Below are 14476 nucleotides of genomic sequence, written 5' to 3' on the forward strand. Positions count from 1 at the left end.
GCGATCAGCGCTTGTCGTGGATGGTGACGGCGTATCCGTCGGGGTCGGTGAAGGTGAAGGTGCGCCCGAACGGGCCGTCGAACGGGGGCACCGTGATCGCGACGCCGTCGGCCGCGAGCTTGTCGTGAACGGCTTGGGCGTCGTCGGCGCCGAGCCACAGGACGACGCCCGCGCCGGGCCGCGGTGACACCGCGTCGAGGTCCACCCCCGGCAGCGTTTCCCGGACGGCGAACGCGATGGTCGTGGTGGCGAAGACGACCGCGTGCGGCGGTGCGCCCGCCGCGCGCTCGAGGCCGAGCTGGGTCTCGTAGAAGGCAGCGGCTTTCTCGAGATCGCGAACCTGCAGGCCGATGAAGTCGGGGCCGGTGATCGTCATGACTCTCCTTGGATGTGTCAGTGTGTTGACACGCCCAGTGTGTGTCATCATGTTGACATGAGTCAAGCGGAAGTTGTCCGGCCCGTCGACGAGCAGGTCGGCTACGTGCTGAAGAAGGCCGCCAGCGCGCTGCGCGCGGCGATGGACAATGCGCTGCGGCCCTTGGACCTGACGGTTCCGCAGTACGCCTGCCTCGAGCTGCTGCGCCAGCAGCCGGGGTTGTCCGGCTCGGAACTGGCTCGGGCGATGTTCGTCAGCCGCCAGTCGATGAATCTCGTAGTCAAAGGCCTGGAACGCCGGGGAATGCTCACCCGCGCGCCAGTTCCCCGGCACGGCAAGACGTTGCCGACCGAACTCGCTCCGGCGGGCCTGGCGAAGCTCGCTGCCGCCAATCAGGCGGTCGGCGTGGTGGAGCAGACAATGCTGGGCGCCCTGACTCCGGCCGCGCAGCGGCGATTGTGCGCGGACCTCACGGCGTGCGCGGCCGCACTCGGCCACCTCGCCGGAGAAGCCGATCCGGACGCTTAACGCCGCCGGAACTGAGCGCCCGCCACGACGCGACAGCGCCGATGACAACGGCGAGCAGACCGGCGACCATGCAGGCCAGCACGTAGTACTGGACATCTTTCGTCATGCCGTCGATCGCCTCGACGAGAAGATCGGCTCCGGTAAGGCCGAATGGCGCCGCGAACAGCCAGCCCGCGGCTCGGCGCGACGGCGTCCAGGACGGTGCGCCGATGGCGGTGGTGCGCCGCAGGATCAGCAACCCGACGACCAGCATCGCCCCGACCCCGGCGGTGAACAGGTAGGGAAAATCGTTGTCGGCGCCGGGAAGGACGCTGATCTCCGGCTGGTACGCCCGCACGCAGTCGAGCGGAACCGGCAGCCACGGGGGCTCGCACATCGGGTGTACGCCGAACCAGTCGGTGGCGATGAGCAGCCGGGTCCAGGGCCAGCTCAGCAACCAGGTGAGGGCACCGCTCAACCCGTACCATGCGAGGGCGGCGCCGGTCAGCGCCCATGCCGCTGTCGCCAACCGGCGCAGGGAGGTACGCGCGGTGCCGCCGCCCGCCGGCACACCACGGGCCACCGCAGCCGCCGCACCGAAGCGGCCGACCGCCTGGCGCTCGGCGGTCTCGGCGTCCAGGCCGCGGGCGCGTCCCTCGGCGGTGGCCTCGATGAGGTGTTCCTCGGCCTCGATCAGCATCCGCCGTCCGGCCGCGCCCGCACCGGCCAGCAGGTCGAACATTTCGTCAAGGTAGCGATCGACGGGCCCCGCACCGCGTCCGGCCTCGGCGGTCATGCGGTCCTCCCAGCGGTCATCGGCCCGATGACGGCCTGGACACCGACGACGAAGCCGCGCCATTGATGTTTCTTGGCCGCCCGGGCACGGCGACCCTCGGCGGTGAGCTGATAGATCCGGCGCCGGCGCGGCGATTCCTCGTCCCAGTGGCTGACCACCAGTCCGGCGCGTTCGAGGCGTTGCAATGCCGGATAGACCGTGCCCTCAGGGAGGTCGAAGGCGCCTTCCGAGCGGTCACGTAGAGCCGTGATCACGGCATATCCGTGCCCGGGACCGGCGTCCAGCACCGACAGGAGCAGGAGATCGAGATGACCGCGGAAGTCCATGCCCAGGAACCCTAAGCATAGGTTTGCTAGGTGTCAACGGCGGCGTACAGCGCCGTTGCCGGATGATGTGGCAGCATCGCGGCATGGTGAGGGACCCCTCGAGCGCCGGGCAAGAAGAGCAGGACAGCCCCGTACGCTCCGAGCCGCGCCCGGGTCGCGGGCGGCGTCCCGCGCAGCAGGTGCGGAGTCAGATTCTCGCCGCGGCGGACCGGTTGCTGCGCAGCGAAGGCATGGCCGGGTTCAGCATCGAACGTGTGGCCGCGCTCGCCGGGGCCAGCAAGATGACCATCTACAAGTGGTGGCCGACGAAGGGTGTGCTGGCCTTCGAGGCGTACGCGGCGAGCGTCGATGACGTGCTCACCATGCCGGACACCGGCGACATCGAGGCCGATCTGACGGCGAACGTGACCACGTTCGTGCGTCTGTTGCGCGACACCGCGGCGGGACGGGTGATGGCCGAGCTGATCGGCGCCGCGCAGACCGATCCGCAGCTGGCGGCCACGTTTCGGCGGGTCTACCTCGTCCCTCGCCGGGCGGTGGGCATCGCCGCGCTGCAGGTCGCCCGGCAGCGCGGGCAGATCCGGTCCGATGTCGATCTCGAGGTGCTCAGCGACCAGCTGTGGGGCGCGTGCATGTACCGGCTGATGATGCAGCATGAGCCGCTGACCGAGCACCTGGCGGCCGAACTCGTCCGCAACCTGCTGACCGGTGTGCGGCCGTGAGCATCGTCAGTGCAGTTGCCGGGGCACGACGATGAGTTCGTGCGGATCCGTCCGGCGCCGGATGCTCGCCAGACGGGTGCGCGTGTCGGCGGGCAGGGCGTCGGGAGTCGCGGTCCGACCGTCGCGGAACGCCGCCGCGCTGTGCCCGGTGTCGAACGGCCGGGCGGCCGCGAGCACGGCCTCGAGGCCGGTGGTGACGCGGCGCCGGGCGGCCGGGTCCGGTGCGGCGCCGACGGCGTGCAGCAGGATTTCCCCGCCCGGTGATGTCAGCGCGCCGGGCACGCTGCTCGCGGGAGCGGCCACGTGGCGCAGTTCCACCATCGCCACGGACGAGTCGGTGCCGGCGGCGGCGAGGATCTGCAGAGCGTGCTCCGCCGCGGAGGCGGTGAGCCAGCGTCCTTCTCCGAGCGCGGGAACCGCTACCGGAGGATCGAGGTGGATGCCGGACAGACGAGCGGCGTCGCACGGTCCCAGGGTGTTCGCGGCCGGCTCCGGGAGCGCCGACAGGGCCTTGCGCAGCGTCTGCATCGCGGCTTCACCGCCGACCGTTGCGGCGGCCAGGTGGACGACCGGTTTGCCGCGCAGGGCCTCCGGGATGAACGGCGCGGCCGGTGCGTGCAGCAAACTGATCGAGGTGGACAGGGCCGAGTCCAGGTCCGGTACTGCCTGTCCCCACGCTCGTACGACCTCCGCGGCGTGCCCGGCGTCCCACAGCAGGTAGCCCGCGTGCAGGGCGGACGCCGGGAAGAGACGCAGTTGCACCGCGGTCGCCACGCCGGCACCGCCGCCACCGCGGTAGGCCCACAGCACATCGCTGTTCTGATCGTCGTCGGCGCGAAACGGCCGCCCGGTGCCGTCGACGACGTCGACGGACAGCAGCGCGGCGCTGGCCAGACCGTGCGGCCGGGTGAGCCACCCGACGCCGCCGTGCGCGGTGTAGCCGGTCACGGCGACATCCGGAGAGGTGCCGCCCGGTGCGAGCAGGCCGTGGGCGAACGCGGCCTGGTTGATGGCGCTCATCGCGGTTCCCGCTCCGGCGGTCACGACGCGCCGGTCGGCGTCCACGGTCACCCGGTTCAGCCGGGAAGTGTCGAGCAGCAGCGTGTCGGCGCCGATCTCACCGGCTGCGCCGTGGCCGCTGGCCTGGACGGCGACGCGCCATTCGGCTTCGGCGGCGGCCTGCAGACATGCGGCGACATCACCGGCGTCCTGCGCGGCGACCACGGCGGCCGGCCGCTGGCGCGCGCTGGCGTTGTGCGGTGACGTCGCCCGCGCGTACTCGTCGGTGGCCGGCCGGAACACGCGCCCCGGCAGACGTGCGGTGAGCTGCTGCAGTCTGTCGCTGACCAAGGAAGTCCCCGTTCACGGGTCTATATGTACGGCGCGTACATATAAACATGGTGCGGGCACCGTTGTCGAGGACCGCAAGCATCCTCGTGAAGAAAGATCGACCCAGCTAACAAATTGCTTACATCGGCTCGCCAAGCTGACCGCATGCGGAAAGAGAACCTGAAGACGATCGGGCCGGCGGCGCTGCTGCTGCTGTCGCTCGGGGCGTGCGGCGGCCACTCGGAGGCCCCAGGGCCACAGGTGGCCGCGATCCCGGGTGCCACCACGTCGGCGAGTGCCGCGGCGGCCGCATCGAAAGGCGACGACCTCCGGCAGCTTCCCCTCGGCGCGACCAAGGAGGAGATCAACCGCGCCTACGACGCGTACTACGCCTGCTGGACCCAGCACGGCGTGCCGTCGGATCCGACGCCGAACGGGGGCGGCCCATTGCTCAGCTACAAGAAGAACCCGAAGAAGTACCAGCCGGCCGTCGACGCCTGCGCCGACAAGGAGCCGCTGGACGCACCGGAACTCGATCCGCACCAGAACCCGAACTTCGCTGACGACCTCCGCACGGAACTGCAGTGCGACCGGAGCCACGGCCTGTCGATGGAGATCCGGCAGTCGGGAACCGACGACGCCAGCATCTGGGTCGCGCCGGAGACCAAGGCCAACCTCGACAAGGCGAACAGCGACTCCGGGGTGGAGATCCAGCGCCAGTGCGAGATCTCGGCCTTCACGCAGAAGTAGCGCCGTGCGGACGAGGACCCTCATCGCCCTCATCACCGGCGTGCTGGCGGTGGGCGGTGCCGCCTACGGCGTCCACGCCCGGGCCCGCGTCGACTCGCCGGCCCGCCCACCGGCGGCGGCCACGGTGGCGACGGCCACGGTGGTCCGCACCGACCTCTCCGACTACTGGACCGAGAGCGGCACGGTCGGTTACCGCAAACAGCGCACGCTGCGCGGCATCGAGGCCGGGGTGCTCACCTGGCTGCCGCGTTCGGGCAGCGTGATCGCCCGAGGCGGGACCCTCTACCGGGTCGGCGACCGGCCGGTCTGCCTCTTCTACGGGTCGTCGCCGATGTTCCGCGACATCGACGCGGTCGGCACGGTCGGCCGCGACGTCAAGGTGCTCGCCGACAACCTGCGGGCGCTCGGCTACGACATCGGCCGCCAACCCGCTCCGGGAACCTCGGCCACGGTCGGGAAAGGGCAGCCGATCGTCGTCACGAGCAAGGACGGGGTCTTCACGGCCGCCCTCAAGGAGGCCGTGAAACGGTGGCAGGCGGCCGAGGGCGTACGGCCCCCGACCGGAACCGTGACGCTCGGCGACATCCTGGTGCTGCCCGGCAAGGTGCGCGTCGGAGCGGCGGCAGCCCAACTCGGCGACGACGCCACCGGCAACCTGATGGCGATCAGCGATCAGGACAAGGCGGTCTCGGTCGAGATCGACGCCGGCCGGGCCGACGACCTCCGGGCCGGCCAGAAGGTGCAGATCACGTTGCCGGACAGCGCGGTCACCGGCGGCACCATCAGCTCGGTGAGCAGCAACGTGCAGCCCGGCTCGGCCGACGGCGGAGATGCGAGCTCCGACGGCCCGAAGGTGCAGGTCGTCGTCGCGGTCGACAAGCCGTCGGCGATCCGGGACATCAGCTCGGCCGCCGTCGACGTCCGGTTCACCGGCACCACTGAGCACCACGTGCTGGCCGTTCCGGTCGGTGCACTGCTGGCGCTCAGCGGCGGGGGCTACGGCGTGCAGATCGCCGGCGGCACCCTGACCGCGGTGAGGGTGGGCCTGTTCGCCGACGGCATGGTGCAGATCACCGGCGCGGGCATCGCCGTCGGCACCCGGGTGGTGACGACGTCATGACCGCGGTGCTGGAGATCTCGAACGCCACCCGTCGCTACGGCGAGGACGTGACCGCGCTGCGCGAGGTCTCGCTGCGGATCGACGAAGGGGAGTTCGTCGCCATCCTCGGACCGTCCGGCTCGGGAAAGTCGACCCTGCTGAACATCATGGGAACACTGGACCGGCCGACCGAGGGCCGGGTGCGGATCGGCGGCCGCGACGTGACGGGGATGTCCGACCGGCAGTTGTCGAGTCTGCGCGGCCGCTGGCTGGGCTTCATATTTCAGCAGTTCCATCTCACCGACGGGCTCACCGCGACCGAGAACGTCGCGACCGGCCTGCTCTACGCCGGCGTGCACCGCCGTCATCGCCGCGCACTCGCGCTGGCCGCCCTGGAGCGGGTCGGCCTGACGCACCGCGCCGGCCACCATCCGCAACAGCTCTCCGGCGGCGAACGGCAGCGGGTGGCGATCGCCCGGGCGCTGGTCAACCAGCCCGCGCTGGTCCTGGCCGACGAGCCGACCGGCGCACTCGACGTAGCCACCGGCTCGGCCGTGCTGGCGCTGCTGACCGAACTGAACCGCGGCGGCACCACGATCGCGCTGATCACCCACGACCACGACGTGGCCGCCCGGGTGCCCCGGCAGATCCGGATCCTCGACGGCCGGCTGGTGTCCGACTCCGCCGCATCGGTCACGGCGGGAGGTGACCGGGCTTGAGGCGTACGCGTCACGAAGCGCCGTTGGACCGCGATGCCGCACCGGTCCGCTTGGCCCCGGCCGACCTCGTCGGACTGGGCCTTCTCGGGATCCGCACCCGCAAGGTGCGAGCCGCCCTGTCGGCACTGGGCATCGCGATCGGCATCGCCACCCTCGTGCTGGTCACCGGGATTCCGGCATCCAGCCAGCGGGCACTCGACCGGAAACTGGCTGCCCTGGGCACCAACCGGCTCACGGTCACGCCGGCACCCAACCACGATCCGCCGATCAAGCTGCCGGTCGAGGCGGTGGACATGGTGTCCCGGATCGCGCCGGTGACCGTGGCCAGCGCGACCGGCGACTTCGGCGTGAACGTCGCCCGCTCCGACAGGACCGGCACCGGCGACTACAACGCCATCGCGGTGGTCGCCACCAAGGCCAACCTGCTCGCGGCGGTCGACGGGCGGGTACGCACGGGCCGCTTCCTCGACCCCGCCATGGAGCAGCTGCCGACCGTCGTCCTGGGCTCGGTCGCCGCGCAGCGGCTGGGCTTCACCGGCGTCGACCTCGCCCAGCCGGTTCAGGTCTACCTGGGGCGGCATCGGTTCACCGTGATCGGCATCCTCGACCCGGTGCCGCTCTGCCCCGAAATCGACCGCTCGGCGATGATCGGCTGGGACGCGGCCGCCCGCTGGCTGCGCTTCGACGGGCACCCGACCCGGATCTATGTGCAGACCACCGACGCCCAGGTGCTGGCGGTGCGCTCGGTGCTGGCCGCCACGGCCGACCCGGAACATCCGGGCGACGTGCTGGTCAGCCGGCCCTCGGACGCGCTCGCCGCCCGGCAGGCCGTGCGACAGACGTTCAGCTCGCTGCTGCTCGGGCTGGCCGGGATCGCCTTGCTGGTCGGCGGCATCGGGGTGGCCAACACGATGTACATCTCGGTGCTGGAGCGGCGGCGCGAGATCGGCCTGCGCCGCGCGCTGGGGGCGAACCGGGGCCAGGTGCGGATCCAGTTCCTGACCGAGTCGGTCGTGCTGTCGGCGCTCGGCGGAGGAGCCGGGGTGCTGACCGGCGCGCTGGCCGTCGCCGGCTACGCCACCCTCGAAGGCTGGCCGGTGACCGTCCCCGAAGCGGCGGCGGTCGCCGGCCTCGGCGGAGCCCTGGCGATCGGCGTGCTGGCCGGGGTCTATCCGGCGGTGCGGGCGGCCCGGCTGGCCCCGACCGAGGCCTTGTCCAGCGTATGACCGGCGCTAACATCCGCGGCATGGACGCGAAGATCCTGGTCGCCGACGACGATCACCGGCACGCCGAGGGCATCCGCCGCTACCTCGTCGCGGCCGGCCACGAGACGATCGTGGTGCACGACGGGCGGGCGGCGCTCGACACCGCCCGCCGGGACCGGCCCGACCTGCTGATCCTGGACGTGATGATGCCGGGGCTGGACGGCCTGGAGGTGTGCCGGACACTGCGGCAGGAGTCGGATGTGCTGGTGCTGATGCTCACCGCGCGCAGCACCGAGAGCGACCTGCTGCTCGGGCTCGAGCTCGGCGCCGACGACTACCTGACCAAGCCGTTCAGCCCGCGGGAACTGGTCGCCCGCGTCCGTACCCTGCTGCGCCGCACCTCGCGCGGCGCCGCCTCGCCGGCCACCCGCGAGATCGGGCGGATCGGCATCGATCTCGTGGGACACCACGTGACGGTCGGCGGCGAGCCGATCCGGTGCACCCGCGGGGAATTCGCGATCCTGGCCGCCATGTCCGAGCAGCCGGACCGGGTCTTCACCCGCGCGCAGCTTCTGCACCACACCCGCGGCATCGACCGCAGTTCCACCGAGCGCACCATCGACGTGCACATGAGGAACCTGCGCCGCAAGGTCGAAGCCGATCCGCGACGGCCTCGCCACCTGCTGACCGTTCACGGCATCGGCTACAAGTTGGCACCGTGACCGCCCATCGGGTGCCGCTGCGGCACAGCCTCATCACCCGGCTGCTGGTCACCTCGGTGGTGATCGCGCTGGCCGCCATCTCGGCCACCGCCTGGCTGGCCGCGACCACCACCACCCGGGCGATCAGCCATGAGCAGGGCGTCGCGGTCGCCGACGAGAGGGCGGCGTACGAGGCCCTGGTCGGCTATGCCGCGACCCACCGCGACTGGTCCGGGGCCGCGGCCCTCGTGCGCTCCCGCGCCGCCCGGCTCGGGCGCCGCATCACGCTGACGACCGAGGACCACCGGGTCATCCTCGACTCGCAGGCCGGCCCGCCGCTGGCCGCCATCCGGCCGTCGGCGGTGGTGGACGCGCTCGACGTCGACCTGGGGCTCACCGGCGGTTCCCAGCGCATCGACGAACGGGCGGTCGGACCCTACGTCGTGCCGTACGAGGACCGCTATATCGAAAAGGAAGTGGCCCGGCACGTGCTGGTCTGCTTCAACAAGCTCGGCTACGACGGGGTCGTCAGGTTCGCGGAGACCGGCCGGCCGACCGTCGTGGTCACCACCGTGCGGCCCCGGGCCGAGGAACCGCTGACCCGCTCCGCGACCGAAGGATGCGCTTTCGAACTCGACAGTCTGGTCAGCCCGGCCGAGAAGAAGGCGCTGCAGACGCTGACCGAGCTGACCGCCCGCTGCCTCGACCTCGGCGACCGCGCCTCGCAGCTGCGCATCACGCCGACCTTCCGGGCCTATCTGGGACCGTGGCAGCTGGTGCGGACCGTGCACGAACAGGTCAAGATCGAGCCGCCGTCGATGTTCGAACCGGCTGGACCGGCCGACGTCGTGCAGGGCTGCGTCGAATCCGAGCGCAGGACCCAACTCCGCCCGTACGTGGCACCCCGCGCGCTGCTGTTCGTCACCGCGGCCGGCACCGGTCGCACCACGCTGAGCCTTTCCAGCGCCGGGATCGGCCGCATCGCCGGCGTCACCGGCGCGGTCCTGCTCGCCACCATCGCGGTGACGGTACTGGTCGGTCGGCGCCTGGTGCGGCCGCTGCGCAACCTCGCTGACGCGGCCGAGTTGCACGGGCCGGCCCCGGTGTCGACCCGCGACGAGATCGGCCGCCTGGCCCGCGCCCTGAACGACTCCGCCGAGCGCCGCCGCACGATGGTCAGCGACGTGGCGCACGAACTGCGGACGCCGCTCAGCAACATCCGGACCTGGTTGGAGGCGGCCCAGGACGACCTCGCGCCGACCGACGCCCAGTTGCTGGGGATGCTGCACGAGGAAGCCCTGCTGCTCCAGCACATCATCGACGACCTCGGCGATCTGGCGGCCGCCGACGCGGGCACGCTGCGGATCGACCCGGAACCGACGTCGCTGCGCGACGTGCTGACGCAGGTGGCGGCCGGCCACTGGGGCAACGCGCAGGCGGCCGCGGTTCGGCTGGAGGTTCAGGTCACCGGCGATCCGGTGGTGTCGGCCGATCCGGTGCGGCTGCGGCAGGTGGTCGGCAACCTGGTCTCGAACGCCATCCGTCACACCCCGCCCGGCGGCTCGGTCACCCTTGCCGCGGACGGCAGCACCATTTCCGTACGGGACACCGGAAGCGGTATCGCCGCGACCGACCTGCCGAAGGTCTTCGACCGGTTCTGGCGGGCCGACGGGTCGCGCAGCCGAGCCACCGGCGGCAGTGGACTCGGGCTGGCGATCGCGCGCCGGCTGACCGAGGCCCACAGCGGCACCATCGAGGTCGAGAGCGAGCCCGGCCGCGGCACCCTCTTCACGATTCGGCTTCCGGCTGAACCGTTCTAGCCTCGTTGGGTCGTGGTAGAGGGCCTTGCCGGGACGGTTATCCGGACGGTGGTGCCTTCCCCGGGCGCCGAGGTGACCGCGGCCGTCCCGCCGTGGGCCGACACGATGGCCTCCACTATGGCCAGACCCAGACCCGATGAGCCACCGCCGTCGCGATTGCGGCTGGGATCGGCGCGGTAGAAGCGCTCGAACACGCGCGGCAGATGCTCCGGCGCGATGCCGTCACCCTCGTCATGCACCGCGACGACCACCTGCCCCGGCTCCGAGCTGACGGTCACGGTGACCGGGGTGCCGGCCCGGGTGTGCTGCACGGCGTTGCCGACCAGGTTGCGCAGCACCTGCTGGATGCGCGGGCGGTCCCCCTCGACGACCGCTTCCGCCGCCCCGTCGAGGGTGATGACCCGGTCGGCGCTCACCACCCGGGCGTCGTCGACCACCTCGCCGGCCAGCGCCACCACGTCCACCGGCGTGCGGTCGAGCGGCTGGGCCGCGTCGAGTCGGGCCAGCAGCGCCAGTTCGTCGACGAGCAACCGCATCCGGCCCACCTCGGCCTGCATCCGTTCCATGGCGTGGTCGAGCTGGTGCGGGTCGGTCAGGCCGCCTTGGACGTACAGGTCGATCCAGCCGTGCACGGTGGCCAGCGGCGTGCGCAGCTCGTGGCTGGCGTCGGCGACGAAGCTGCGAAGCCGGTCCTCGGCCCGCCGCTGGGCGTCGAGTGTGCGCTGGAGGGAGGCGCTCAACGCGGCGGCTCGCGGGCCGGCGAGCAGCAGGACGAGGACGGTCCGCCACCGCGAGGACGGCGCGATCATTGCGGCGCCGGCCGCAGGCTGTATCCGAAGCCCCGTACGGTGTGGATGAGCGACGGGCCGCCCGAGTCGATCTTCTGACGCAGGTTGGAGATGAAGCGTTCGACCACACCGGCGTCGCGGCCGAAGTCGTACTGCCAGACGTGGTCCAGGATCTGCGCCTTGGAGACCACCCGACCGGTGTTGGCGAGCAGGTAGCGCAGCAGCCGGAACTCGGTGGGAGAAAGTTCGATCGGGCGCCCGGCCCGGGTCACCAGGTGCCGGGCTTCGTCCATCTCCAGATCGCCGCAGCGCGACAACCCCTCCGGCTCCGCAGGTGCCACGCGGCGGGAACGCCGGAGCAGTGCCTCCAGGCGCGCGGCGACCTCCACCACGTCGAACGGCTTGGTGAGGTAGTCGTCGCCGCCCAGGCGCAGCCCGCGTACCCGGTCGTCGAGCTCGTCGCGGGCGGTCAGGAACATCACCGGCAGGTGTACACCCCGCGAGCGCAACAGGTGCACCAGGTCGAAGCCGTCGGTGCCCGGCAGCATCACGTCCAGGACGATCGCATCGGGCGTCCGCGCCTCGATCGCGGCGAGCGCGGCCGGTACGTCGCCGGCCGCCTCGACCCGGAATCCCGCGAACCGCAGCGCAGACAGCAGCAACTCGCGCAGCCCTCGGTCGTCGTCCACCACCAGGATGCTGTCCACGAGCCCTATTCCACCACGAGGACGGGCAACGCCCGTTCCAGCCATCGCGGCAGCCACCAGGCGCCGCGCCGGGCCAGCGTCAGCACCGCCGGCACGAGCGTCATCCGGACCAGGAAAGCATCCAGCAGGACGCCCATCGTGAGCGCGAAGGCGATCGGCTTCAGCGTGGCGTCGCCGCCGGGGATGAAGCTCGCGAAGACCGACACCATGATCAGGGCTGCCGCCGCGACCACCCGGGCCGAGGCCCGGAATCCCTCCCGGACCGCGCGGTGCGGGTCGCGGCTCCTCGCGTACGCCTCGTGCATCCGGCTGACCAGGAAGAATTCGTAGTCCATGGCCAGGCCGAACAACACCGCCATGAGGATGATCGGCATGAAGCTGATCACCGGCCCGGTGCGCGAGACTCCGATCAGATCGGCGAGCCAGCCCCACTGGAACACCGCGACCACCGCGCCGAGCGTCGCCCCGACCGACAGCAGGAAGCCCAGCGCCGCCTTCAGCGGCACCACCAGCGACCGGAAAGCCAGCATCAACAGCAGGGCGGCGAGGCCGACCACGATCAGAGCGAAGGGCACGAGCGAGTCGCGCAGCAGGCCGGAAATGTCGATGCCGATGGCGGTGACGCCGGTGACCCGGGTGGATTCACCACCCGCCGCCTCGAGATCGGTCACCACCTTTTCGGTACGTTCGTCCTGCGGCCCGGTCCTCGGAATCACTGTCAGCAGCGCGTAGCGGGCGTCGGCGGACAGTTGCGGGCGTCCGACCGCGGCCACCCCGTCCACCGCACCGAGCCGGTCGGCCAGGGCCGTAGCCGCGACCTGTTTGTCGGTCTCCTCCGCCACGTCGGCGAGAACGAGCAGCGGTCCGTTGAAGCCGGGTCCGAACGCGGCGGCCGTCAGGTCGTACGCCTGCCTCTGCGTGCTGGTCGCCGGCGCCGAACCGTTGTCGGTGAGCGCGAGCCGCAGCTCCGCCGCCGGTGCCGCCATCACGCCGAGCACGACGACCACAGCGAGCGTGGTGACCAGTGGCCGCCGGGTGACCAGTCCGACCCAGCGCGCACCCATGGCCGGCCGATCGGCTGCGGCCTCACGCCGGACGGCCCGGGAGCCGGCCCTCGGGCGCAGCCGCTCACCGGCGAAGCCCAGGACGGCCGGGATCAAGGTGACCGCCACCAGCATCGCGATGAGCACCGCGGCGGCCGCCGCGAGCCCCATAGCCGTCAGGAACGGGATTCCGACGACGGTCAATCCGGTCAGGGCGATGATGACGGTGAGGCCCGCGAACACCACGGCGGTGCCGGCCGTGCCGATCGCGCGGGCGGCGGACCCGGGTGCGGGCATGCCGGACGCCAGCTGCGACCGGTGCCGCCCGACGATGAACAGCGCATAGTCGATCCCGACCGACAGCCCGAGCATGAGCGCCATGGCCGGCGCGGTCGTCGGCACCTTCGTCAGGCCCGCGACCGTGGCCAGGCCGGCGACCGCGACGCCCACCCCGAGCAGCGCGGTCAGCAGTGGCAGCCCGGCCGCCACCAGAGAACCGAACGTGACGACGAGAACGGCCATGGCAATCAGCAACCCCGCGCCCTCGGCGCCGTTGCCACCGGCGCCGGGGACGCCACCGTACGCCGACCCGCCGATCTCCACCCGCAGTCCGGCCGCCCGGGCCGGTTGGAAGACGTTCGACAGCACCTGGAGCGAATCGGCCGTCAGGTCGGCGCGGTGCCCGTCGTAGTACACATAGGCCAGAGCGACCCGGCCGTCCGGCGCGACGGTCCTCGCGGTGAACGGATCCACCGCCCGGGAAACCTGCGGCACTTTCGCGGCGGCGGCAACCGTATGCTCGATGACGGCCTTGCGCTCGGTCAGCCGGTGGCCGTCGGGCGCGACGAACACCACCTCGGCGCTGACGCCGGACGAGGCCGGGAACTCCTGGTCGACCAGGTTCAGCGTCTGTTCGGCACGGGAGCCGGGCAGGGAGTAATCGTCCTCGTACGACCCGCCGGTGGTGCCGGCGAGCACCCCGGCGGCGACCAGGACGGCCGACCAGGCGACCAGGACGACCCAGCGGCGTCGATAGGCCCACGAACCGATACGGCTGAGCAATGCGGCCATGACGGTGAACTCCCACAGGTCGGTGATCGAGGCGCCTCATCACACCGCCCGCACCTGACGACCGGCTGTCGCCGCACCTGACCGTTGCCTGACGGTCGTCCGCTGCCACCGGGCGACGAACGCTCAGCGAGCGAACGCGCCGCGACGCCAGCGGCCGGGGTCGGTCGGTGGCAGTTCGTCCGGGCGGCTCAGCCGGGCAGCGACGATGGCGGCCGTGAGCTCCCGGGTCGCGTGATAGACACGGCGGCGTGCGTCCTCGTGGGTGATCTTCAGCTGCCGCGCGGCCTGCCGCGTCGTCTGCCGGCGAAAGTACGTCGCGACCAGGATCTCGCGATGCGCGGGCGGCAGATCCCGCAGGATCTCTTCGATTCGGCACGCCAGGATGGCCTGTTCGGCGCTCGGTTTCGCGCGATGACGGCGGCGGCCGGTGGCGGCGGAGAGGGCATGTGTGGGCGGCACCTGAAGCACTTTGGTCGGCTGCCCGGCCGAGCTCCAGTGCGCACCCGCGGCGTAGTCA

16 protein-coding genes are annotated in these 14476 nt (G+C 71.7%); 8 read left to right on the plus strand and 8 right to left on the minus strand.

The window, feature by feature from the left end:
• Nucleotides 1-4 precede the first annotated feature (4 nt).
• Nucleotides 5-376: a VOC family protein gene (locus tag ACIA5C_RS01090; protein WP_396049927.1), complete on the minus strand. Its 372-nt coding sequence runs from the start codon at nt 374-376 to the stop codon at nt 5-7.
• Between the two features lie 57 nt (nt 377-433).
• On the opposite strand from ACIA5C_RS01090, the gene ACIA5C_RS01095 reads away from it, so the two are divergent.
• Nucleotides 434-904, plus strand: coding sequence for a MarR family winged helix-turn-helix transcriptional regulator (locus ACIA5C_RS01095; protein WP_396049928.1), 471 nt, complete (start codon nt 434-436; stop codon nt 902-904).
• On the opposite strand, the gene ACIA5C_RS01100 is transcribed toward ACIA5C_RS01095, so the two are convergent.
• Nucleotides 846-1679: a hypothetical protein gene (locus tag ACIA5C_RS01100; protein ID WP_396049929.1), complete on the minus strand. Its 834-nt coding sequence runs from the start codon at nt 1677-1679 to the stop codon at nt 846-848. The genes ACIA5C_RS01095 and ACIA5C_RS01100 overlap by 59 nt on opposite strands.
• Nucleotides 1676-2005 carry a PadR family transcriptional regulator gene (locus ACIA5C_RS01105; protein ID WP_396049930.1) on the minus strand — a complete coding sequence of 110 codons (330 nt, stop codon included), beginning with the start codon at nt 2003-2005 and terminating at the stop codon, nt 1676-1678. The genes ACIA5C_RS01100 and ACIA5C_RS01105 overlap by 4 nt, the downstream gene beginning before the upstream one ends.
• 83 nt (nt 2006-2088) lie before the next feature.
• Between ACIA5C_RS01105 and ACIA5C_RS01110 the strand changes: the two genes are divergently transcribed.
• Nucleotides 2089-2727: a TetR/AcrR family transcriptional regulator gene (locus ACIA5C_RS01110; protein ID WP_396049932.1), complete on the plus strand. Its 639-nt coding sequence runs from the start codon at nt 2089-2091 to the stop codon at nt 2725-2727.
• Between the two features lie 6 nt (nt 2728-2733).
• On the opposite strand, the gene ACIA5C_RS01115 is transcribed toward ACIA5C_RS01110, so the two are convergent.
• Nucleotides 2734-4077 (minus strand): FAD-binding oxidoreductase, encoded by a 1344-nt coding sequence (locus ACIA5C_RS01115; protein WP_396049933.1) that lies wholly within the window; start codon nt 4075-4077, stop codon nt 2734-2736.
• Nucleotides 4078-4221: 144 nt separating this feature from the next.
• Here ACIA5C_RS01115 and ACIA5C_RS01120 point away from each other — a divergent pair, with 144 nt between their 5' ends.
• From ACIA5C_RS01120 to ACIA5C_RS01145, 6 genes are read left to right on the plus strand one after another with little or no spacing between them, the layout of a single operon-like run.
• On the plus strand, nt 4222-4806 hold the full coding sequence (locus ACIA5C_RS01120) for a hypothetical protein (RefSeq protein WP_396049935.1): 585 nt from the start codon (nt 4222-4224) through the stop codon (nt 4804-4806).
• A 4-nt stretch (nt 4807-4810) separates the two neighbouring features.
• Nucleotides 4811-5926, plus strand: a complete 1116-nt coding sequence (locus tag ACIA5C_RS01125) for an efflux RND transporter periplasmic adaptor subunit (protein ID WP_396049936.1) — start codon at nt 4811-4813, stop codon at nt 5924-5926.
• On the plus strand, nt 5923-6624 hold the full coding sequence (locus ACIA5C_RS01130) for an ABC transporter ATP-binding protein (RefSeq protein ID WP_396049937.1): 702 nt from the start codon (nt 5923-5925) through the stop codon (nt 6622-6624). The genes ACIA5C_RS01125 and ACIA5C_RS01130 overlap by 4 nt, the downstream gene beginning before the upstream one ends.
• Complete coding sequence (locus ACIA5C_RS01135) at nt 6621-7850, plus strand: ABC transporter permease (protein ID WP_396049939.1); 1230 nt, start codon at nt 6621-6623, stop codon at nt 7848-7850. The genes ACIA5C_RS01130 and ACIA5C_RS01135 overlap by 4 nt, the downstream gene beginning before the upstream one ends.
• Before the next feature lie 20 nt (nt 7851-7870).
• On the plus strand, nt 7871-8551 hold the full coding sequence (locus ACIA5C_RS01140) for a response regulator (RefSeq protein WP_396049941.1): 681 nt from the start codon (nt 7871-7873) through the stop codon (nt 8549-8551).
• Complete coding sequence (locus ACIA5C_RS01145) at nt 8548-10350, plus strand: sensor histidine kinase (RefSeq protein WP_396049942.1); 1803 nt, start codon at nt 8548-8550, stop codon at nt 10348-10350. The genes ACIA5C_RS01140 and ACIA5C_RS01145 overlap by 4 nt, the downstream gene beginning before the upstream one ends.
• On the opposite strand, the gene ACIA5C_RS01150 is transcribed toward ACIA5C_RS01145, so the two are convergent.
• The 4 genes from ACIA5C_RS01150 to ACIA5C_RS01165 all read right to left on the minus strand — a co-directional run bounded on the left by ACIA5C_RS01150 (nt 10347) and on the right by ACIA5C_RS01165 (nt 14427).
• Nucleotides 10347-11159: a sensor histidine kinase gene (locus ACIA5C_RS01150; RefSeq protein ID WP_396049944.1), complete on the minus strand. Its 813-nt coding sequence runs from the start codon at nt 11157-11159 to the stop codon at nt 10347-10349. The two genes, ACIA5C_RS01145 and ACIA5C_RS01150, sit on opposite strands and share 4 nt — an antisense overlap.
• Nucleotides 11156-11890, minus strand: a complete 735-nt coding sequence (locus ACIA5C_RS01155; protein WP_396049945.1) for a response regulator transcription factor — start codon at nt 11888-11890, stop codon at nt 11156-11158. Before ACIA5C_RS01155 ends, ACIA5C_RS01150 begins: the two co-directional genes overlap by 4 nt.
• Nucleotides 11851-13959: an MMPL family transporter gene (locus ACIA5C_RS01160; RefSeq protein ID WP_396049947.1), complete on the minus strand. Its 2109-nt coding sequence runs from the start codon at nt 13957-13959 to the stop codon at nt 11851-11853. The genes ACIA5C_RS01155 and ACIA5C_RS01160 overlap by 40 nt, the downstream gene beginning before the upstream one ends.
• 123 nt (nt 13960-14082) lie before the next feature.
• On the minus strand, nt 14083-14427 hold the full coding sequence (locus ACIA5C_RS01165; protein ID WP_396049949.1) for a sigma factor-like helix-turn-helix DNA-binding protein: 345 nt from the start codon (nt 14425-14427) through the stop codon (nt 14083-14085).
• Between the last annotated feature and the right edge of the window lie 49 nt (nt 14428-14476).

It is taken from the genome of Actinoplanes sp. NPDC051343 (genome assembly GCF_044455125.1).
GTDB lineage: Bacteria > Actinomycetota > Actinomycetes > Mycobacteriales > Micromonosporaceae > Actinoplanes.

Coding starts and splice junctions, on each gene's coding strand:
- ACIA5C_RS01110 (WP_396049932.1), top strand. CDS start 2,089: ATGGTGAGGGACCCCTCGAGCGCCGGGCAAGAAGAGCAGGACAGCCCC.
- ACIA5C_RS01155 (WP_396049945.1), bottom strand. CDS start 11,890: ATGGCTGGAACGGGCGTTGCCCGTCCTCGTGGTGGAATAGGGCTCGTG.
- ACIA5C_RS01120 (WP_396049935.1), top strand. CDS start 4,222: ATGCGGAAAGAGAACCTGAAGACGATCGGGCCGGCGGCGCTGCTGCTG.
- ACIA5C_RS01150 (WP_396049944.1), bottom strand. CDS start 11,159: ATGATCGCGCCGTCCTCGCGGTGGCGGACCGTCCTCGTCCTGCTGCTC.
- ACIA5C_RS01130 (WP_396049937.1), top strand. CDS start 5,923: ATGACCGCGGTGCTGGAGATCTCGAACGCCACCCGTCGCTACGGCGAG.
- ACIA5C_RS01095 (WP_396049928.1), top strand. CDS start 434: ATGAGTCAAGCGGAAGTTGTCCGGCCCGTCGACGAGCAGGTCGGCTAC.
- ACIA5C_RS01100 (WP_396049929.1), bottom strand. CDS start 1,679: ATGACCGCCGAGGCCGGACGCGGTGCGGGGCCCGTCGATCGCTACCTT.
- ACIA5C_RS01105 (WP_396049930.1), bottom strand. CDS start 2,005: ATGGACTTCCGCGGTCATCTCGATCTCCTGCTCCTGTCGGTGCTGGAC.
- ACIA5C_RS01160 (WP_396049947.1), bottom strand. CDS start 13,959: ATGGCCGCATTGCTCAGCCGTATCGGTTCGTGGGCCTATCGACGCCGC.
- ACIA5C_RS01090 (WP_396049927.1), bottom strand. CDS start 376: ATGACGATCACCGGCCCCGACTTCATCGGCCTGCAGGTTCGCGATCTC.
- ACIA5C_RS01140 (WP_396049941.1), top strand. CDS start 7,871: ATGGACGCGAAGATCCTGGTCGCCGACGACGATCACCGGCACGCCGAG.